Genomic DNA, 19,766 nt, shown 5'->3' on the forward strand with positions numbered 1-19,766 from the left:
TTGAGTGAGTAACTCTAGATAAGGTATGATGAGCAGAAAGTTACAAGTGACTGTGTTGTTGGCTGGTGTGATGACACTGAGTGGTGCCGTGATCAGCTGTGGGGAGAACCGGAGTACTGCCGAGACGGAGCTGAGAGTGGAAGTGGGGCCCCAGCAGAAGAAGTTCGTGGATGCGGCTCTCTGGCAGATTGGAAAAACCACCTCATACAATCCGGCCTATGTCGGACTAGAATACCCGATGGGGGATATTCCTATTGAAAAGGGCGTCTGTACGGATGTGGTGATCAGGGCGATGCGCAAGGCCTGGGAGAAAGATCTTCAGGAGCTGGTGCACAAGGATATGAAGGCGAACTTCAGCAAGTACCCTAAGCGCTGGGGGCTCAAGAGCACTGACAAGAACATCGATCACCGCCGGGTGCCGAACTTGCGGACTTATTTCAAACGGCAGGGGTGGAGTCTCGCCGTGACGGACAAGAAAGAGAGCTTCAAGCCAGGTGACTTGGTGACCTGCACGGTAGCAGGCAACCGTCCTCACATCATGATCGTCAGTGACCGCATGAATGAGGATGGAGTGCCCTATGTCATCCACAATATTGGAGGGGGCACCCAAGAAGAGGATTGCCTGTTTACCTACCCGCTCACCGGACACTATCGGGTGAAGTGAGGCATTTTAGGGTTGGACGCACAGAGCAGCCCACGTATCAAAGTCCTAGTGATTGACTGGAAATGCTATCTCGGCCTGTTAGCCATCGGGGTGCTGACGTCTTGTGGAAGTCTGCAGCCAAACCCGCATGCGGTACTGGGCAGCAAGGCTCCTGCCGTGCAAACGAAGGAGTTCAAGGAACAATTTGCCAAAGTGGGGAAATCCCAGTGGCTTGATGGAAATAAGGTAGAGACTCTCACGAACGGCAATAGCTTCTTCCCAAGAATGCTGGCGGCGGTGAAAGCGGCCAAGAAGACGATCGTCTTTGAGAGCTTTGTCGTCGTGGACAGCCAGGATACCTATGAACTGGTGATGGCTCTGTCTGAGCGTTCCAAAGCTGGGGTCAAGGTGCATGTCATTCTGGATGCAGTGGGTTGCCGGAAGTTAGACAAGCGCTACATCCAGGCCATGCGTGAGGCGGGTGTGGAAGTGGAACTCTACAGGCCATTCAACTATTTCAGACCATTGTGGTCGAACCACCGGGATCACCGCAAGATTCTCGTGGTGGATGGGAAAGTGGGTTTCACTGGAGGCGCGGGTCACGCACATGCCTGGCGAGGAGATGCCAGGAATGAGAGTGAATGGCGTGACACGCAATACGAGGTTAGAGGGCCGGTCGTCGCGGACTTGCAACGAGGGTTTATCAATAACTGGAAAGAACTGACAGGTAGGGAACTTTCAGGAGAGGCCTACTTCCCGAGACTCGGAAAGGCTGGCAGCATGGAGGCTGTCTCGATTCTCGGAGCTCCACTGGAGCAGGGGGATACCATTGGATCGACCTATTTGGCGGCGATCGATGCCGCGAAATCCTCTATTCTGATAGAGCATGCCTATTTCTTGCCGCCCAAGGATTTGCGGGAGGCCATGAAGCGTGCCTGTGCACGCGGTGTAGAGGTCGAAGTGATTCTGCCGGGCTATAAGATCGACGCGAAGTATGTCCTCATCGGCTCCAAGCTGATGTGGAAGGAGCTGCTGCGTGCCGGGGTGAAGATCTACATCTACGAGCCTAGCATGATGCACGGCAAGCTCATGGTGGTGGATGATAAGCTAAGTATCATCGGTTCGGGGAATTTTGATCCCCGTTCCATGTTTACCAATGATGAGCTCAATCTCGCTGTGTTAGACAAGGCCTTCGCTCGCGAGCAGCGAGCCATGTTTGAGAGCGATAAGCTGCGCTGTAAAAAAGCCATAGAAGAGGATGCTGAAGTGAGTTTCTGGGCTTTGCCTTGGCAGTGGTCTGCCTGGTTAGCCATGCCCTTGTTGTAGAAAGCTTGCAAGTTGAGGTGTGGAGTCCTTGTATAGTGAGCATGAAATTCACACGCGTTCTGCTCTCATTTCTCTGTACCGTCGGTCTTGCCTCAGCTGGAGACAAGGTGACTACCAAGCCTCAGCAATTAGAGGGCTGGGTTGATCTGCTGGAGAAAGATCCTCAAGGCGATTTCGGCCTCAAGCATTGGAAGATGGGCAACGTGGCGCCGAACACCTTTGCGTTCAAGAAGGACAAAGAGGGAGAAGAAGTGCTCGTGTGCACTGGCAAGCCGACAGGAGTGATCCGCACCGCGCAGGTTTATGAGAATTGCCTGATCGAGTTTGAGTGGCGCCACATGGAGCGCGAAGGCATGCGCGCCAATGCGGGCTTCTTCGTCTGGAGTGATGCCTTGCCATCCGTCGCCATTCCCTTCAGCCGCAGTGTGGAAGTGCAGGTGTGTAACTTTGATAACAATACCGACTGGTACACCCGCCACGGTGACGTCTTTGCCATTCATGGTGCTACAATGACGCCGGACCCACGCTTTGGAATATGGGCGCGTGGCCAGCGCAGTGTGCCCTTAGATTTCAGAGCCAAGGATACCGGCGAGTGGAACCACTACCGCATTCTCTGTGTGGATGGCACCATCCAGCTGGAAGTGAATGGCAAGGTGGTCAGTGGTGGCTACCACATCAACCCGCGCAAAGGACACCTCATGATCGAGAGTGAAGGTGGCGAAGTGCATTTCAGAAACATGCGTGTGCTAGAGCTCAAATCTGATCCGAAAGGTCTCGATGCCAAGCAAGTCGCAGCGGTCCTCCCGGCCGAAGTGAATCTGACACCTCTCTATAACGGCCTCGATCTTGATGGGTGGGAACTCAGCGAGGGAGCTAAGTTCAGAGCTGCTGATTATCGCCTCATCGCTGCTGAGGGAGAGATCAGTCATGCTCTTGAGGCAAAAGAGGGCAAGCTCATGGTCGATTTCTTCACGGCTACAGAACTCCCAGCTCTTCCAGTGAAGTTGGAGGCAAAGGGGATGACTGGCAAAGTAGCCAAAGGTGGGCACAGACTGGAAATCGATCTGAAGACCGGCCAGTGGACTCTCGATGGTGCTGCCAAGGATAGTGTGCTGAAGCTGGAAAACGGAAAGCTTGTCCTGAGCGCACTTGGCGAGAAAGGCTACTACGCCAACGTGTTTTTGGTGAAGTAGAGAGACTCCGGCTCGTCATCTTCTTTGAAGTCACTTGACGGCGGAGGATGACTCGTGGAGGGTGCGCGCATGATTAGCGAGGACGTAAGATCTCTGATTGCCCAGCGCCGTAGTATCAAGCCGGCTCTCATGGAGCCTAGCCGTGAAGTGAGCGAGGAGCTGTGGCAGCAGCTCTTCGAGGCTGCCAACTGGGCACCGACTCACGGCATGATCGAGCCATGGCGCTTCAAGGTCTATCGCGGTGAGGCCAGAGAGCTTCTCGCGAAGGGATTGCAGGAAGCTTATCGCGCAGATACTCCAGTTGAGGAGTATCGTCCTGAGAAATTTGAAAAGATGGGGAAGAACCCACTGCTTGCCCATGCCGTGGTGGCCGTCGTCATGCAGCCGGATCCCAAAGGCAAGGTGCCGGAGATCGAGGACGTGGAGGCCACTGCCTGTGCGGTGCAGAATCTCCACCTCGCTGCCAGCAGCATCGGGCTGGGGGTTTTCTGGTCCTCACCTGCTGCTTCCTACGGGGAGAGCTTCGCCAAGTTTCTTCAGCTCGAAGAGGGTGATAAATGCCTCGGCATGCTCTACGTCGGCTGGCCGAAAGAAGGCCTCGAGTGGCCGGTGAGCAAGCGTGGTGCCGCCATGGAGAAGGTGCACTTTGTGGGCTAAAGCCAGGCCCAGAAACAAAAAGTGCCAGGGGACTGCGGCAATAACGGACAAGCTACCGTTGCTCCGATTAAGGCCTGGCGGGATTCACCTGCCGTCACTCCACAGCCCCTGACGGAGCTGGGTGTACGGCTGGAGCGGTGAAGTTTCAAGTTATTTCTTTGAAACGGCCGGGAGACTGTCTTCCGAGCCACCTGTCATCCTTAGGTCAAATAGGCCTTTCAAAAGGCATGGACTTACTCCGTGCCAGTCTTTAGTGTTCATGGCATGAAACGTTTTTGCCTCCACTACTGCCTGATCACAAGGTCTTGTTGAAGATCTGTGGCAAGTGGGATTAAATTAAATAATCAATCTAAAATGTCCGACTGGAAACACGTTGAAGTACCCCGTATTTGTGAGCGACTGATAGGCTTTTCTGTGCCAGATGAACACGGTGAGCTTTTGGTGATTTCTTATGAGGGGATGCATCTCTTGAAATTGGGAGAGGAGATTAAGGTTACTCATGACAATAGATATTGTGAATACGATCTCTACGACCCAAACCGCGGAGTAGCGACTTACAATGATCGTTTATGGCCAATCATTGGATTGATGGGGGGCGATGCTTGTTGTCAGTCTCCACAGGGGGAAGAATTGAGAGTAGTGGAGTCTGAAAATCGTTTTGAAGTATATAAGGATGGAATCGAACTCTTCACCGATTCGTTCGAGAACTTCTCTGGCGACTGGGTAGCGGGAACTTTCTCAACTGATGGGAATTGGTTGATCATTGGGTTCCCTTACGATTTCGATATGATTATTATGAAGCGCTAATTTAAGTAACACTACTTAATTCACGAAGACGTCCCACGGAAGAAAGTCACTACTGTACTATGATTTTCGCCAAAATACATTATTCAAAACCTTATGAGGAGATGCACGATGGAATGCTATCCTTTCTCGAATCGCGGTTTGATCGCGTGCAGGGAGGTCTCCAGTGTGACTCGTGGATATGGATTCATTTCGGACAAGATAAGGTAGCTGTAGACACATTCACTTCGATGAACCATGAAGTGAAGTCAGCGACTCATGGCAAGCATGTCGGTGAAGTGATGCGCGCCTTGCAAGAGAAGTATCAGGTGGAGGTATATCCAGAACCTGAGACTGAGGCACATGAAGCCCTGTAAGTTGATCTTACCAACGCTTGCTTACGCAATCGGCTCGCCGACGAAGGAGTGGCGGATGAGGAATTCCTCGGCCACGGCGCGGTAGGAGCGTGCGCCGGATCCGGTTGGGTCGTGCTCGAAGATGGTGATGCCGTGGGATGGGGCTTCACCGATGCGGATGGTGCGCGGGATGACGTTCTCGTAGAGTTGCTCAGGGAAGTAGTTAGAGACTTCTTCCACGACCTGGCGGGAAAGGTTGGTGCGGCCATCGAACATAGTCATGAGGATACCTTCAAGCTTGAGCTCAGGGGCGGCGCCAGATTCACGGATTTGCTCGATGACGTGGACGATCTTGGCCAGACCTTCCAGGCCGAACCACTCGCACTGGAGCGGGATGAGGATTTCATCCGCAGCGGCGAGCGCGGAGGTCATGAGCACTCCGAGTGAAGGTGGAGTGTCGAGGATCACGTAGTCGTAGGAGGCTTGCTCCTTCAGTTCATTGAGAAGCTGGCGGAGAGCGGTCAGGTGGTCATCGCGGCGGGCGAGTTCGATCTCCACGCCGGCGAGGTCCATGCCAGAAGGCACGATGGAAAGGTTTTCCAGGCGGGTCGGGACGATTTTTTCCTGAATCGTCGCATCACCGAGAAGTGGGTAGTACATGGAGCCTTCTGAGTCTGGCTCGATGCCGATACCGGATGTCGCATTTGCCTGAGGATCCAAGTCCAGCAGAAGGATGCGCTGACCTTTTTCCGCTAGAGCTGCTGAAAGCGAGATAGCGGTGGTGGTTTTACCGACTCCTCCTTTTTGGTTGGCGATGGCTACGACAGTCATTATTTCAATGGTTTGTAGGGAATGTTTGCGTGCAAGCTGGTGAGGGGGAGAGAGGTTTGCTTTGCAGACGATGCAGAGGTTTGCATAAATGTGTGCGGGCACGAAATAAAAAAGCGCGCAGTTGATGAATATTGATGAAAAATGGGTGGGGCAAGCCGCCGGATGGAAGGCTCTGAAGGGCGGAAGAGACCTGTTTAAGCGAGGCGTGGTGGTCAAAGCGGAGCAACGCGGACCCCTCGTGACCGGTGAAATCGCTGGTGGTGCCAAGCCTTTACGCGTGACCGTGCGCATTCTCAGTGAGACTGATGTAGAAACGGTCTGCCCAAGACCTGCCTGCCGCAGGACTGGCGTGATTTGTGAGCATGCCGTGGCGGTGATGCTGGGCGTGATTCATGGCGTGAGCGAAGCGAGCGAGAGCCCGGATAATGGGCGCCGTGGCTCAGCTACGAGCGAGAAAGCGCGTATAGAGAATGCTCTGGCCATCCAGGTGAATCTGCCACCTCAGTTTCCGAAAGGTCTGCCGGAGGGAGGCCTGAGCCTCAGGATGTCCAAGGTGGAGGAGGAGGCGAAAGCCTGGGATGGGCCGCTGACGGAGTGGGTGGAGCAGCAGGCTGGCGGGAAGGTGCCGCCGATGGCGGGCTTGCGCGGCAAGCAGGCGCTGGATTTCCTGAAAGTGCTGGACGGCCATCGCCGTGTCTTTGCGGGTGAGAACGAAGTGAGAATTTCGACCAGTGGGGTGCCGATTCCCATGCACATCGCGCTGGATGAGGACCGGGTGGAGCTGGGGATCTGCTCCAGCGTGCTGGAGCACGGCGAGGTGTGGTATGCCCATGGAGAGCTTTGGCTTTGGGATCGCGACCAGCATGTGATGGCTGTGGTGGATGTGAGCGGGGTGCTGGCAGACCGCCAGTGGCAGAGACTCGGGCAGGGCTTGCCTGTGTTTGTCCCGATGAAGAGTTTCATGAAGGAGCTGGCGCAGTGGTCCTCACTGGCGGTGTGGGATGACGATAGTGTGCTCGGTGCAGTACCAGTCAAAGTGGGGACTCCGGAGTTCCATCTGGTCTTGGATGGCTCCACCCAGATGCTGCAGGCGAAGTTGACGGCAAAGTACGCGATGGGTGTCGAGCTACGTCTGGGCTTGTTCCAGGGAGAGGAAATGGCCTTTCCGGTGGAAGACCCGAAACGTGAAGGTCACTGGATCGAGCGCAACCGGGAGGCCGAAGATGAGGCTGCGGGGGTGCTGATGCGTTACGGGTTCCAGATTGTGGACAGCGAGGGAGGCTGGCAGCTCGGGGGAGATGATGCCGTCATCGATTTCCTGACCGATGCCCTGCCTAAGCTGGAGCAGGACTGGACGGTCAGGACGGGCGGCAAGCTGGGAGCTCTGAAGGGGAACCTGGTCCGTGTACGTCCGAATATTGAAGTCAGCGGAAGCGGGGAGGATTGGCTGGCCTTTGACTATGGATTCCAGACAGATGCAGGGCAGGAAATTCCTAAGGAAGCGATCCGCAAAATGCTGGCGGCAGGCAAGAAGTCAGCCCGCACCAAGAATGGCAAGCAGGTGGTGATCTCTAGCTTTGACGCCGAGATGGTGGAGTCGGTACTGAGAGATACGGATCCTCGCCAGGAGGGCGGGAAGTTCTACGTGCCGCAGAATCAAGGAGCCTTCTTGCGTAGGGTCAGGGATTACTATCACAGTGAGCAAGCCCCGATGCCGGATCGCTCGGTGTTAGAAAATCTACCGGAGACCATCAGGCCTGTCCTGCGGGGCTATCAGGAGGATGGTATTGCCTGGCTGGCAGAGAGAGTGGAGCAAGAGGGGGCTGCCCTGCTGGCGGATGACATGGGTCTGGGTAAGACCTTGCAGACTCTCTCCTTGCTGCATCTCAGAAAAGGAAAGCCCTCCTTGGTCGTGTGTCCTACCTCTCTCTTAGGGAACTGGGCGGATGAAGCTGCCAAGTGGATTCCCGGGATGAATGCACTCGTGATGCACGGGCCAGGCAGAAAGGATTACTTTGAGGTGATGCATAGCGCGGATATCATCATCACCAGCTATGCTCTGATTGCCCGAGACCTGAAAAAGTACCGTGAGCTCGAACTCGGTATTGTGGTGCTGGATGAGGCCAGCGTGATCCGCAATCCGGATACCCAGGCTGCGAAGGCGCTGCGTCAGCTTCAGTCCGACGCTCGTGTGGCACTCTCCGGTACGCCGGTAGAGAATGCTGTCAGGGACTTGTGGTCGCTCTATGCCTTCTTGCTGCCTGGTTACCTCGGCAGCCGGGAGGATTTTAAAAACCGCTATGAAGGACCACTGTCGGGGAATCGACCAGATGAACACATCATGCGCAGGCTAAGGATGCGGGTGGAGCCTTTCATGATTCGCCGTACCAAGACACAGGTGGCGAAAGATCTTCCAGGCAAGATGGAACAGATACTTTGGTGCGAGCCTAGTGATATGCAGAAGAAGGCCTATCAGGAGGTACACCGTATGGGCGTCAGCCAGGTCGATGAACTGGAAGGTGGCCGCGCTCGCATGCAGATGCTGACCGTGCTGCTACGTCTCAGACAGGCGAGCTGCGACTTGAGGCTGTTAGGCATGGACGGAGTGGAGGATAAGGCCCTGTCCGAAGTATCTTCCAAACTGGAAATGCTCGTCGAGCTACTGCAGGAAGCCAAGCGTGGCGGACACCGGGTCTTGGTCTTTAGTCAGTTCACCAAGATGCTCGGTCTGGCCAAGCAAGCCTTGGATGCCGAGGGGATCAGCTATGCCTATCTGGATGGTTCCACACGTGACCGTGCCGGGGAGGTGAAGAAGTTCCAGCAAGAAGGTGGGCCAGACGCCTTCCTGATCAGTTTGAAAGCCGGTGGTTATGGTTTGAATCTCACCGCTGCAGATACGGTGGTGCATTTCGACCCATGGTGGAACCCGGCTGTGGAGGCCCAGGCTACTGACCGTGCCTACCGTATCGGCCAGACAAGGCCGGTGACGGTATACAAGTTGATCGCCAAGGGAACGGTAGAGGAGAAAATCCTCAAACTTCAGCAGCGTAAGAAAGGTCTGATCGGTGCCGCCATCGGCGACGAAGAGCAACCGATGATGTCCGGCATCAGTGCTGAGGAGATGAGAGACTTGTTGGGGTGATGGAGCGAGTTTCGATTGGTAATATGAGAGAATGCTGTTAGTCTGTGAGGGTGCGATTACTTCATTTGTCACTACTATCCTGTGGGCTACTAGCATCCTGTAGTGTACCTGAGACGAAATTCTTCGATGAGCGTGATGCTCTGAAGACGGTCAGTGTGCCGGTGATGACGGTCAGCAAGGTGGTGGTACGGGGACATGCCGTCTCCATTCTGCGAAATCCAGTGACCACCACTTCCAAGGGGGTGTCGATGGTGAAGAGTCGCTTTCAAATCGCGGCTGACCCGCTGCTCTCACAGATAGAGATGGATGAGGTCTATCGCAATTCGCACAGCATCGAGGATGCTCTTACCAAAATCGGAATGCCGGAGCCAATTCCGGGGAAGGTGGAGTACTTGATCGATGGAAAGGCGTTTTTCAATGATCTGGAGAGAACGGTCAAGGGGGCCAAGCGCAGTGTGGATACCCGGGTCTTCATCTATGACAATGATGATGTGGCTGTCTGGTATTCGGATTTGCTGAGATCCAAGGGGGACAAGGTGCGCTGCAGGGTGCTGATGGATGAGCTGGGTTCGATTGCAAGCTGGTGGACGCCACCAGCGACGAAAATGGATCATGGCTTCAAGTCTCCTGAGTCGATGTATCGCTACCTCACCGAGGGGAACAAGGTGGAGGTCAGGGAGTCCAAAAATCCCTTCCTCGTGACGGATCATTCCAAGCTTTTCATTGTCGACCAAGAGGTGGCTTATCTTGGGGGGATGAACGTGGGGCGTGAGTACCGCTATGAGTGGCACGATATGATGGTCAAGGTGCGCGGCCCGGTGGTCACCGCCTTACAGAATGATTTTGATCGAGCCTGGATCTTGCAGGGTGGCTGGGGTGACTGGCAGTTGCCCTTCCATGATTATCATTCGTTCCGGGTCTATCCTCGAGGTGGTGAGTACCCGATCCGTATTCTCAAGACCGATGCCAAGTCCGCACAAATCAGGTCGGCGATTCTAGCCGCCATTCGCATGAGCAAGAAGCGGGTTTATATCCAGAATTCCTATTTTACTTCGGATGGTCTGGTGCGTGAGTTGAAGGATGCTCTGGCCAGAGGGGTGGATGTACGGATGGTCTTTCCGGAGGAGAATGATTCCAAGCTGCTGGATAAAGGAAACAGGGACGTGGCCAAGCAACTGATCGATGCTGGGGCGAAGGTCTATATGTACCCTGAGTTTACACACGTGAAGGCGGTCGTGGTGGATGATTGGGCCTGTGTGGGTTCTGCGAATTATGATGGCTTGAGCATGAGAATCAACGAGGAGATCAATATCTCGTATTCTAACCGGAGAGCGGTGGATGCCTTGGTTTCTCAATTGTTTTACAAGGATTTCCGGGTCTCCAAACGGGTGACACCTCAAATGACCCAGGGGTGGAACAATCCTATTCTTGAGAGTGTGGTAGACCAATTATGATACGGGTTATCCAGTCCTTTAGAACGAGCGAGGTGCCCACTTGGATAGCTGATTGCATGGGTTCTGTTAGGTCCTGGGCTGACTCGAATGGATGGGAGTATTTCTTAGCGGATGATGATGCCTTGCTGGCTAGCTTGCCCGAGCATTTCAAGGAGAAGGTGGGCGAGCGTTGGCCGATGCTGGTGGATTTAGGGCGCTTAAAACTCTGCCAGCAAGCGATCCAGGATGGCTGCGAGAGGGTCATCTGGCTGGATGCCGATGTTCTGGTCATCGAGCCGGAACGACTTCGGCTCCCTGAGAGCTTGGACTATGGATATGCCTTTGGCCGTGAAGTCTGGGTGGAGGAGAGCCGCAAGGTAAGACGAGGGATTCACAATGCCCTCTGTGTGTTTGAGCCTGGGAATGCCTTTCTGGATTTTTATGCCCACAGTTGTGAGAGGATTATTGAGGTGCACGAGGGTGATCAGCTGGCACCTCAGCTTCTTGGGCCCAAGCTTCTGAAGGCGCTGGATGCCTTTACCAAAATGCAGTTGATTGATGAGGTGGGCATGGCCAGCCCCTGGGTAGTCGAAGATATCGTGGCCGGTGGTGGCAAGCGCTTGGACTGCCTGAAGGAAGTGGTGGGAGAGATTCCTCCTGCACTCAATCTCTGTAGTTCGATGCTTTCAGATGATCTTGGTAACTCACTCGTGGAGATGGTGAAAAGCGGAGCGTATCAGGACGTTTTGTAAATTGTCATCTTTGCTTCACTAAGCTAAGATGAAGCTTGGTATGGTGAATACGATTCAAAGTGTCGAAGAGTTGGAAGAATCAAATGATCTTAATTTGATCGATGTGAGGCTGAGAGATGACTACGAGTGCGAGCATATCCCCGGGGCAATCAACCATTGCGTCTTTGAAGTGGTTTTTCTGGATGAGGTGAAAGCAAGCTTTCCTGACCTGGAGGCGCCGCTGTGTGTCTACGGTCATGGTAGGAAAAGCCTGGAGGCGGAAGTGGCGGCTGAGAAGTTGTCCAAAGCTGGTTACCGGAATGTCTATCAGTGGTTGGGCGGTATCAAGAAATGGAAGAAGGCAGGGAAAGAGACGATGGGAAGCAGTGAGACCTGTGAACCTGAAGTCTTTCTTGGGGATCAGATTCTCAAGGTGAACCTTGAGGAAAGCTCGGTGATCTGGACGGGGAGGAATCTGCTCAACAAGCACCGAGGTGAGGTGGCTATAGAAGCTGGATTGTTAGAGTTTGGTGGAGGCGAGCTGATCTCCGTCCAGTTCAATCTGGATATGAATAAGATCACTTGCCATGATCTGGAAGGGGACAAGCTACATGATGTGCTGATAGATCACCTCAAGGGGGATGATTTTTTTGATTCCTTTAACCATCCGGAGAGCAAGTTTTTCAGCCGCCGCTGCAGGGTGCTGCGCGATGGTGTGCCGGGTGCTCCGAATATGGAGATTGAAGGGCAGCTGGAGATGCGTGGCGTGGTGGCTCCGGTAACCTTTGAGGCTGTGACCGGATTCACTGATGACGGCAAGCGGGTGGCCGCCCAGGCAAGTTTCTCTATCGACCGGACACGCTGGGGTGTCTACTACGGATCTGGCAAGTTATTCAACCGTCTCGCCGGGCATCTGGTTAATGATCTGATCGATCTGGAGGTGAAGATCGTCGCTGATCTTGAAGAATAAAAAAGCACTCCCCGGCTGGAGAGTGCTTTAGAAAATGTGTTCTGGGCAGCAGCTTAGGCGCGGCCGAGGTAGGAGCCGTCCTCTGTGTTGATCTTGAGAACGTCACCTTGCTTGATGAAGAGAGGCACCTGAACGATCTTGCCTGTCTCAAGTGTGGCTGGCTTGGTCGGGTTGTTTGCAGTGTCGCCTTTGAGGCCTTCGGAGGACTCAGTCACTTCGAGCTCAACAGTAGCAGGAAGGGTAACCGTTACCGCATTGCCTTCGATGAAAAGTACTTCGACTTCGAGACCTTCCTTAAGGTAGTCCACGTGATCTTCCATCATGGTGGTTGGAAGCGTGATGGTCTCATAAGTGGTGAGATCCATGAAGTGGAAGCCTGCTGGGTCTGAGTAGGAGAACTCAAGCTTCTGGCGGTCAGTTTCCACGATGTCCACTTTTTCGGAAGAAGCGAAGCGGATGGTCTTGGTCTTACCTGTCTGGAAAGAACGGATGGTGGCAGCGATGAGAGCGTTGCCTTTACCTGGAGTACGGTGCTCAAGGTTGAGAACTACACCAGTCTCACCTTCATACTTGATGCACTGACCTTTTTTGAGGTTGGTTGCTACGATAGCCATAATATTGAATGTTGGATATTGGATGAAATTGCCATGGGCCGCCTTTAAGCGACCCGTTGTGTTGCGTGGAGTTGGGGGCTTTGAGGGCCAAGTGTCAAGATTCAAGTTCGGTTGAAAATGCCAAGGGTAGAACGATTTGGCCATTTGAAAAATCTCAGTAGATGGGTAAGTATTAGGCTTATGGAACGTCGACATTTTATCCAGTTATCCGCTCTCGGATCCGTTTTGGGCAGTTCGCTTGCCGTTAATGCCAAAGACGCCGAGAAGGCCGAAAAGCAGGCTCAGACTCTCGCTGTAGGGCATCCTGCTGTCATGGCTCCCCGGGAAGATGGCGTGGAGATTGTCTGGCGTGTGAGCGGCTTGGCCAAAGGCTACGTGGAATATGGGAAAACCAAGGATCTAGGGCAGGTACAGCGTGGTGACGACTGGGGCATTCGCCCTGCTGGCAAAGAGGTGATCAGGGTCCGCCTGGAGGGTTGTGAGCCGGGTACGGAGTATTACTACCGGGTGATCACAGAGAATTTTAACCACAAGGAACCTAAAAAGGAAGAAGGGGAGATCAGACGTTTCCGCACTCTCGATGGCAGCAAGGATTCGACCAACTTTGCGGTATGGAATGACACCCACAAGTGGGATGAGACCATCGCAAAGCTACAGGAGATGACTCCGGCTGGTGATTTCCTGCTCTGGAACGGGGATACTAGCAACGACTGGTACAAGGAAGGAGAAGTCGCCGCCACTCTCATTACTCCGGGCAAAGGAGAAGATTTTACCGCCAAGCATCCGCTCGTGTTCCTTCGTGGTAACCATGATCTGCGTGGAACCCATGCGTATCAGGTGGAGGATTACGCCGCGACTGCCGAAGGACTTCCTTGGTGTGCCTTCCGCAGTGGTCCAGTGGCCGCCATCTGTCTGGATACGGGTGAAGACAAGGATGACGATAATCCTTATCTCTTCGGACGCGTGGCTTGTGAGCCGATGAGACAAGCCCAGGCGGAATGGCTGGAGAAAGTGATCCAACGACCTGAGATTAAGAATGCTCCCTACAAGGTGGTGTTCTGCCACATCCCGCTGCGCTGGATCGATGAGAGTACCGATCACGGCTATGACCACTTCAGCAGAAGAAGCCGTGAACTCTGGAATGATATCCTTGTCAAATGGGGGGTACAGATCGTGGTGTCTGGCCACACGCATCGCGAGGCACATATCAAGGCTGATGAGAAGTTCCCTTACGACCAGTTGGTCGGTGGTGGTCCACGCATGAAGCAGGCCCGTCTGATCACCGCGGGCGCCAACAAAGAGAGACTTCAGTTTGTCGTCAAAGACATGGACGGCAAGGTGACCCAAGAGGTCTCCCTCAAACCTTTGGTCTAATCGCGAGCTAGTTTAAATCTAGATAATCCGGCCAGAGCCTTGCAGCTCTGTGCCGGATTATCTATATCATGGGATCATGACCGAGAGAGAAAAGATGCTCCGTGGGGAGAGTTACAATTCCAGGGATGCGGAGTTGCTGGAGCTCTACTGGCAGAGTCGTCAGGTGATACAGGATTTTAATGCGGCTATCGCTGAGAAAGACCGCATGCGCTATCTGGAGCCATGCCTGCATGAGCTAGGAGCAGGTGTCTGGGTGGAAGCACCTTTCCACTGCGAGTATGGCGCGCATATCTCGATCGGTGAGCGGACGTATGTTGGCGCTCAGTGCTTTTTCCAGGATTCCAATTGGATCAAAATCGGATGCGATGGCTTGATAGGTGCCGGGTTGAGAATTTGCTGTGCGGACCATCCTGTTTCCTCCGGCGAGCGTGTGCTCAAGGAGGTGGCAGAGGGCCAAGCAAGCTATGTCACCAGTTCCAAGCCAGTCACCATCGGTGACCGGGTGTGGATAGGCGCCAGTGTGACCATCATTGGTGGTGTAACCATCGGTGACGATTGCGTGATCGGCGCGGGCAGTGTAGTGACGCGTGACATCCCCAGTGGATCCACGGCTTATGGAGTCCCTTGCAGGGTGAGTGGTAAATCCTAGATCAGCTTCAGGCGAGCCAAGTCCTGGGAGTCTACCAGCCCGATGACATGTCCATTGGGGCTGACCACGACCAGGTCATCGATCCGGTGATGGGAGAGGATATTCACGGCTTCAGCTGCCAGTGCATCTGACTTTACGGTGATTGGATTCTCCGTCATGAAGTTGCTAACAGGAAGCGAGCCGATGGCATTGTCTGACTGAAATGAGCGGGCGAAATCTCCATGAGTGAAGACGCCTGCTAGAGTCTCATCTGGATGGACGACGACACAGGCACCGGAGCGGGCTGCGCTCATCGCATCAATGGCCTCGGTGATAGTGGCGGATGGCAGCACCTTGGCGAAATTGTCGCCACTGCGCATGATGTCTGCCACGGTTGTTAGAAGGGCGCGACCCAAGGATCCGCCTGGATGGAATTTGGCAAAATCACTTTCCGTGAATCCACGGGCATCTAGCAGAACCATGGCCAGAGCATCCCCCATGACCAGTGCGGCAGTGGAGGAGGAAGTGGGGGCCAGGTTCAGTGGGCATGCCTCGCGCTGGATCGGTGTGCAGAGGGTGACGTCCGAATGCTTCGCGAGGGTGGATTCTCGTGACTTGGTGATGGAGACGATCTTGACGTCAAAACGCTTTACGTGCGGCAGTAGCTCAAGGAGTTCTGCGGTCTCACCTGAGTAGGAAAGGGTAATGACGGCATCCCCGTCTGAAATGATTCCTAGATCACCATGCAAGGCATTCTGGGAATTGAGTACGACCGCCGTGGATCCTGTGGAGTTCAGCGTGGCGGCGATTTTGTGGCCGATGTTACCCGACTTGCCAATCCCGATGACGATGATTTTACCTCGGTTTTCCAGCGCATGCTGAAGGAGTTGGATCGCTTCGGCAAAGTCGTCATCGAGGTGGTCGATGAGATTGAGGATCGCGTCGATTTCGATTTGGGCAACGCGTCTGGCCCGGTCTAGCATTTCAGATTTCGTCACGGCGAGTGATTATTGAACGATTCTCGCCGTGCTTGCGATCTATAAATCGTGCTATTTCTTCACTGGGGCATCTTTCACGCAGCGGAAGCCGGTGTGGTGAGATGGAGTCATCGGCTCGTGATAGTGGCGGGCACCCGGACGGAAGCGCAGGCAGTAGGAGAAATGGCAGAGAAAGGAGCCGCCTTTGGATACTCTGAGGTGGGTAAGCGGGTGAGCGCCAGGTGTAGGAGGTGGGCAGGTCCCTGTGGCATTAAATTGGTCAGCTTCGACTGAGGTAATCGGGGATTCAGGCCCTTTCGGGTTCTCAGTTGTCTCGCCAACAAGTGTCTGAAAATAGGAAGGGCTGTAGTAGTCGCTGCAGATTTCCCAGACATTGCCAGCCATGTCATAGAGGCCGTAGTCATTCGGAGGGTAGCTCTTGACTGGAGCTCTGAAGGTGAAGCCGTCGTCAGCTTCGATCTTGTTCGGGAAGTCACCCTGGAAGCAGTTGGTCATCCATTTGCCGTCCTTTTTCACGCTGTCACCCCAGATGTACATGCGCTGCTCGTGGCCGCCTCTCGCGGCACGCTCCCACTCGGCTTCGGTGGGGAGGCGCTTGCCAGCCCATTTGGCGTAGGCCTGGGCATCATCATAATTCACGCAGACGACAGGATCATCCATTTTACCTTCGATACTTGAATCTGGACCTTCCGGGTGGCGCCAGTTAGCACCTGGAGTAAAGGCCCACCAGCGCCAAGCACTGCCTGGAGAACGCGGGTTGACCTCTTCTTGGGGCTTGGTAAAGACGTTTGAGCCGCCTTTAAGATCCTGCGGACGGGCTTTTGGAAACTCCTCCGCTGAAAGTCCTTTTTCAGCCAGGGTAACATAGCCAGTCTCTTCGACGAATTTGGCAAACTGGCGGTTGGTGACTTCTGTTTCATCCATGAAGAAACCATCCACCTTGACCTTGTGGACGGGTTTTTCTTCCGCGAAATGGTTTTCTGTGATCCTGGCGATGACCTCGGCTTTTCTCTCAGGATCTTGGATCTTTTCGGTTCCCTCGAGGAAGATCGAGAGATTGCCGGGATCCTTGTCGTTGCCCATGAGGAAGGTGCCACCTGGAATCCACACCATGCCTTCGGGTGCTTCTGTTGGACCTTTCGGGAGAGAGTTCTCCGTCGTTTCAGCCTGGTCTGAGGAAGCTTGCTGGTCTTGCTTGCAGGCGCTCAACGCTATGCAGGAGATAAGGGAGAATTTCAGGAGAGTGGGAAAAGCTTTCATGGTGTTGGTGCTTGCGCTTTGTTCTGGAGTTGCTTCTGTGTGCTGAACACTAATCAATGACGGGCGCAGAAATCTATGACGAAATTTAGACCATGTATTGACCTACACAATGGCCAAGTGAAACAAATTGTCGGCGGAACATTGTCTGATGATGGAGTTGGCTTGCGGGAAAATTTCGTAGCGGATGAGTCTGCGGCAGACTTTGCTATACGTTATCGAGAGGACAATCTTACAGGTGGGCATGTGATCCAGTTGGGCCCAGGAAACCGTGAAGCGGCACTGGCGGCGCTGGCGGCTTGGCCGGGTGGAATGCAGCTGGGTGGCGGTGTGACGATCGATAATGCTGCCGAGTGGCTGCAGGCTGGTGCCAGCCAGGTGATCGTGACCAGTTGGTTGTTCGATGCGGATGGAACCTTTAGTTGGGATCGCCTCAAGCAGCTGAGTCAAGAAATCGGCAGGGACAAGTTGGTGGTGGATCTGAGTTGCCGCAAGACCGCCCAAGGTTGGACTGTAGCGATGAACCGCTGGCAGACCCTTACCCAGGTGGACGTGACCAAGGACTCTCTGGATGGTTTGGCCGAATACTGCACGGAGTACCTCATTCATGCGGCGGATGTGGAGGGACTATGTGGTGGAGTAGATCTGGAATTGGTGGGGCTGCTTGGTGACTGGGGCAAGATTCCCATGACTTACGCAGGAGGTGTAGGTCAAATGACTGACATTGAGGCCGTGGACAAACACAGCTCTGGCAAGGTGGACATTACGGTAGGCAGTGCTCTGGATATCTTTGGGGGCAGTGGTGTGAAGTATGCGGATTTGGTGAGCTGGAATGAACGATAGAGTATGCAAAAATTAGGCTATCTTCTGGTTCTGGTCGCGGTGATTGCTGCAGCCTTGCTGGCAGTTCGCTGGCTGAATGGAAAGCGTGACCGAAGAAGGCTCTTGCTTCGTAAGCAACGCTTTGATGCCGAGACCAGAGCGCAGATTGCTGAAGATTTCGTTCTCTATGGCAGGCTGCCAGTAGCCACTCGTGATGAACTGGATGGGCTGATGCATGTCTTCATTTCCGAAAAGGGATTTGAGGCCTGTGGGGGGCTGGAGTCGGTGACGCCACATATGCAACGCGTGATTGCGGCCCAGGCCTGCTTGCTGTTGCTCGGAATCAATCATAACTACTACGAAAAACTCAGGACCATTCTCCTTTATCCAGGTGCTTATAAAGCGGAGGGGATGCATGGTGCGGAGGATGTTCGTCTCGGTGAAAGCTGGGGCACGGGTTCCGTGGTATTGTCTTGGAATAGTGTCGTGGCCGGAGGGCGGAATCCTGAAGACGGGCATGATGTCGCCATCCATGAGTTTGCCCACCAGCTTGACCAGAGAGACGGAGCTGGGGATGGTGTTCCCGTACTTTCTAGTACCGGCTTATACCGCGAATGGGCGGCTGTCTTTAGGCCGGCTTTCGAGCAGTTGCAGGCCCGGGTGGAAAAAGGAAAACGTGGGGTCATGGATGACTATGGCGCGGAAAATCCTGCCGAGTTTTTTGCTGTAGCTACGGAAACATTTTATGAAAAGCCTGAGCAGCTAGCGAAAGCCTATCCGGATTTGTTTGAGCAACTGCGTAAGTACTATGGCGTTGATCCCCGTGAGTGGCTGGATTGAGGCCATAAAAAACCCATCGGCTTGCGCGGATGGGCTTTGAAAAAGGCTTTAAAAGCAGTCAGCGCCTATGGTTGACGAACGGACCACTTTTTGCGGGAGTCTCGGCGGAATTCCAGCAGGTTGGTGCCGGAAGTCGTAGTGAGACGCACGAGGTCAGCGGTGACCCAGTCAGTCTTTAGCTGGCCGAGCTGTCCAGGGATCGTGGCAGAGAGCTTTTGTGGGCTTCTGCTGTGTACGTCCACAAAGATGGCCTTCACCGTGGTAGTGCCTGCACCATTCTGTGTTTTGGAGAGGGCGAGTCTGGTCTCGGCCAGGTGTGGTTTGTGCTCCGCGGAATCTGGCCACACGTGAATTTCACTGTGGAAACTATTGGATGTAGCGCAGGAGACGGTGAGTACAGCCATGAGGGGGAGTAGGGCTAGTTTTAGAGTGGTTCTCATCTGTACTGGTGTGGTTAGGGAATGGATCTGGTTAGATCATTCCGAGTTTCATTTTGCCCTCTTCAGTGATCATGTCTTGGTTCCAGACTGGATCCCAGACGAGGTCGACTTGGGCGTCTTCGATGCCGTCCAGAGCCATGATGCGGGACTGGGCGTCAGCTGCAATGACTGGGCCCATACCGCAGCCGGGAGCTGTCAGGGTCATCTTGACATTAACCTTGGTTTTGCCGGAATCAACTTCCTCTAGAGTGCAGTCATAGACAAGACCGAGGTTAACGATATCTACAGGGATCTCAGGATCGTAAACTTCCTTGAGTTGAGCCCATACCTGATCTTCTAGTGGAGCATCCTTGAGTGCCGCGGCAATTTCTTGCTTTTGGGCGTGCTCTTCTGGGTCGATCCCGAGTGCGTCCGCGTCCTTGGATGAGACACGAGCCAGGCCTGCCTGAGTAGCAACAGTGTAGGTGCCACCAAGTGTCTGGGTAATGACGACAGGGGTTCCTACTGGGAGAACGATGCTGTCACCGCTTGGGATCTGGATGGCTTCAACCTCGCGAGTTAAGGTAATTTCCTGATTCATATGAGCGGAGTCTTTCTCTGTATGAAGAAAAAGCAAGGGAGATTTGCTCTGATTGGACTTATATCGTTAAAAATTAGTGGGTAAAGCCTGGTTTGGTGGTGTTTTTTGTTGTAAGTGTCTCATTTAGAGCTGGTGCGATTGGGTTCTG

20 protein-coding genes and 1 other RNA gene are annotated in these 19,766 nt (G+C 54.0%); 14 read left to right on the forward strand and 7 right to left on the reverse strand.

Translation table 11 applies throughout. The annotated features are described in order from the left end of the window. Window positions 1–25 precede the first annotated feature (25 nt). The 4 genes from BUB27_RS04320 to BUB27_RS04335 all read left to right on the forward strand — a co-directional run bounded on the left by BUB27_RS04320 (window position 26) and on the right by BUB27_RS04335 (window position 3,819). Window positions 26–664, forward strand: coding sequence for a DUF1287 domain-containing protein (locus tag BUB27_RS04320; RefSeq protein WP_143158309.1), 639 nt, complete (start codon window positions 26–28; stop codon window positions 662–664). Window positions 665–712: 48 nt separating this feature from the next. After that, complete coding sequence (locus tag BUB27_RS04325; protein ID WP_143158310.1) at window positions 713–1,969, forward strand: phospholipase D-like domain-containing protein; 1,257 nt, start codon at window positions 713–715, stop codon at window positions 1,967–1,969. Window positions 1,970–2,010: 41 nt separating this feature from the next. Continuing rightward, window positions 2,011–3,162: a 3-keto-disaccharide hydrolase gene (locus tag BUB27_RS04330; protein ID WP_143158311.1), complete on the forward strand. Its 1,152-nt coding sequence runs from the start codon at window positions 2,011–2,013 to the stop codon at window positions 3,160–3,162. 69 nt (window positions 3,163–3,231) lie between these two features. Next, a complete protein-coding gene (locus tag BUB27_RS04335; protein WP_143158312.1) occupies window positions 3,232–3,819 on the forward strand; it encodes a nitroreductase family protein in 588 nt (195 codons plus the stop codon). A gap of 19 nt (window positions 3,820–3,838) precedes the next feature. Here BUB27_RS04335 and ffs read toward each other — a convergent pair. After that, window positions 3,839–3,933: signal recognition particle sRNA small type (ffs, locus tag BUB27_RS04340), an RNA gene on the reverse strand. Window positions 3,934–4,173: 240 nt separating this feature from the next. On the opposite strand from ffs, the gene BUB27_RS04345 reads away from it, so the two are divergent. Next, the gene (locus tag BUB27_RS04345) at window positions 4,174–4,626 is read left to right on the forward strand and encodes a hypothetical protein (RefSeq protein WP_143158313.1); all 453 of its coding nucleotides are present in this window, start codon (window positions 4,174–4,176) and stop codon (window positions 4,624–4,626) included. Window positions 4,627–4,739: 113 nt separating this feature from the next. Beyond that, window positions 4,740–4,979: a hypothetical protein gene (locus tag BUB27_RS04350; protein ID WP_143158314.1), complete on the forward strand. Its 240-nt coding sequence runs from the start codon at window positions 4,740–4,742 to the stop codon at window positions 4,977–4,979. 21 nt (window positions 4,980–5,000) lie between these two features. Here the strand turns inward: BUB27_RS04350 and BUB27_RS04355 are convergent, their stop codons facing one another. Further along, entirely contained in the window at window positions 5,001–5,789 is a 789-nt protein-coding gene (locus tag BUB27_RS04355; protein ID WP_143158315.1) for a ParA family protein, read from the reverse strand. 124 nt (window positions 5,790–5,913) lie between these two features. Between BUB27_RS04355 and BUB27_RS04360 the strand changes: the two genes are divergently transcribed. The 4 genes from BUB27_RS04360 to BUB27_RS04375 all read left to right on the forward strand — a co-directional run bounded on the left by BUB27_RS04360 (window position 5,914) and on the right by BUB27_RS04375 (window position 12,065). After that, a complete protein-coding gene (locus BUB27_RS04360; RefSeq protein WP_143158316.1) occupies window positions 5,914–8,931 on the forward strand; it encodes a DEAD/DEAH box helicase in 3,018 nt (1,005 codons plus the stop codon). A 65-nt stretch (window positions 8,932–8,996) separates the two neighbouring features. Further along, window positions 8,997–10,385: a phospholipase D-like domain-containing protein gene (locus tag BUB27_RS04365; protein WP_143158317.1), complete on the forward strand. Its 1,389-nt coding sequence runs from the start codon at window positions 8,997–8,999 to the stop codon at window positions 10,383–10,385. A gap of 56 nt (window positions 10,386–10,441) precedes the next feature. Next, window positions 10,442–11,116 carry a hypothetical protein gene (locus BUB27_RS04370; RefSeq protein ID WP_143158318.1) on the forward strand — a complete coding sequence of 225 codons (675 nt, stop codon included), beginning with the start codon at window positions 10,442–10,444 and terminating at the stop codon, window positions 11,114–11,116. Between the two features lie 28 nt (window positions 11,117–11,144). Continuing rightward, window positions 11,145–12,065 carry a YceI family protein gene (locus BUB27_RS04375; RefSeq protein ID WP_143158319.1) on the forward strand — a complete coding sequence of 307 codons (921 nt, stop codon included), beginning with the start codon at window positions 11,145–11,147 and terminating at the stop codon, window positions 12,063–12,065. 53 nt (window positions 12,066–12,118) lie between these two features. Here BUB27_RS04375 and efp read toward each other — a convergent pair whose 3' ends face one another. Further along, window positions 12,119–12,679, reverse strand: coding sequence for an elongation factor P (efp, locus tag BUB27_RS04380; RefSeq protein ID WP_234991659.1), 561 nt, complete (start codon window positions 12,677–12,679; stop codon window positions 12,119–12,121). 180 nt (window positions 12,680–12,859) lie between these two features. On the opposite strand from efp, the gene BUB27_RS04385 reads away from it, so the two are divergent. After that, window positions 12,860–14,053: a metallophosphoesterase gene (locus BUB27_RS04385; RefSeq protein ID WP_159434799.1), complete on the forward strand. Its 1,194-nt coding sequence runs from the start codon at window positions 12,860–12,862 to the stop codon at window positions 14,051–14,053. A 76-nt stretch (window positions 14,054–14,129) separates the two neighbouring features. Next, on the forward strand, window positions 14,130–14,702 hold the full coding sequence (locus tag BUB27_RS19215) for a sugar O-acetyltransferase (protein ID WP_143158321.1): 573 nt from the start codon (window positions 14,130–14,132) through the stop codon (window positions 14,700–14,702). On the opposite strand, the gene BUB27_RS04395 is transcribed toward BUB27_RS19215, so the two are convergent. Both BUB27_RS04395 and BUB27_RS04400 read right to left on the reverse strand, forming a co-directional pair. Further along, window positions 14,699–15,679 carry a KpsF/GutQ family sugar-phosphate isomerase gene (locus BUB27_RS04395; protein ID WP_234991660.1) on the reverse strand — a complete coding sequence of 327 codons (981 nt, stop codon included), beginning with the start codon at window positions 15,677–15,679 and terminating at the stop codon, window positions 14,699–14,701. The two genes, BUB27_RS19215 and BUB27_RS04395, sit on opposite strands and share 4 nt — an antisense overlap. A gap of 51 nt (window positions 15,680–15,730) precedes the next feature. Continuing rightward, window positions 15,731–16,939: a formylglycine-generating enzyme family protein gene (locus BUB27_RS04400; protein WP_143158322.1), complete on the reverse strand. Its 1,209-nt coding sequence runs from the start codon at window positions 16,937–16,939 to the stop codon at window positions 15,731–15,733. A gap of 75 nt (window positions 16,940–17,014) precedes the next feature. On the opposite strand from BUB27_RS04400, the gene hisA reads away from it, so the two are divergent. Both hisA and BUB27_RS04410 read left to right on the forward strand, forming a co-directional pair. After that, entirely contained in the window at window positions 17,015–17,779 is a 765-nt protein-coding gene (gene hisA, locus BUB27_RS04405) for a phosphoribosylformimino-5-aminoimidazole carboxamide ribotide isomerase (protein WP_143158323.1), read from the forward strand. Window positions 17,780–17,782: 3 nt separating this feature from the next. Further along, the gene (locus BUB27_RS04410) at window positions 17,783–18,598 is read left to right on the forward strand and encodes a M90 family metallopeptidase (RefSeq protein WP_143158324.1); all 816 of its coding nucleotides are present in this window, start codon (window positions 17,783–17,785) and stop codon (window positions 18,596–18,598) included. A gap of 65 nt (window positions 18,599–18,663) precedes the next feature. Here BUB27_RS04410 and BUB27_RS04415 read toward each other — a convergent pair whose 3' ends face one another. Together BUB27_RS04415 and sufT are read right to left on the reverse strand one after the other, a co-directional pair. Continuing rightward, on the reverse strand, window positions 18,664–19,038 hold the full coding sequence (locus tag BUB27_RS04415) for a hypothetical protein (protein ID WP_143158325.1): 375 nt from the start codon (window positions 19,036–19,038) through the stop codon (window positions 18,664–18,666). A gap of 31 nt (window positions 19,039–19,069) precedes the next feature. Then, window positions 19,070–19,618, reverse strand: a complete 549-nt coding sequence (gene sufT / locus BUB27_RS04420) for a putative Fe-S cluster assembly protein SufT (RefSeq protein ID WP_143158326.1) — start codon at window positions 19,616–19,618, stop codon at window positions 19,070–19,072. Window positions 19,619–19,766: the final 148 nt, after the last annotated feature.

This window comes from Rubritalea squalenifaciens DSM 18772 (assembly GCF_900141815.1).
In the GTDB taxonomy this organism is placed as follows: domain Bacteria; phylum Verrucomicrobiota; class Verrucomicrobiia; order Verrucomicrobiales; family Akkermansiaceae; genus Rubritalea; species Rubritalea squalenifaciens.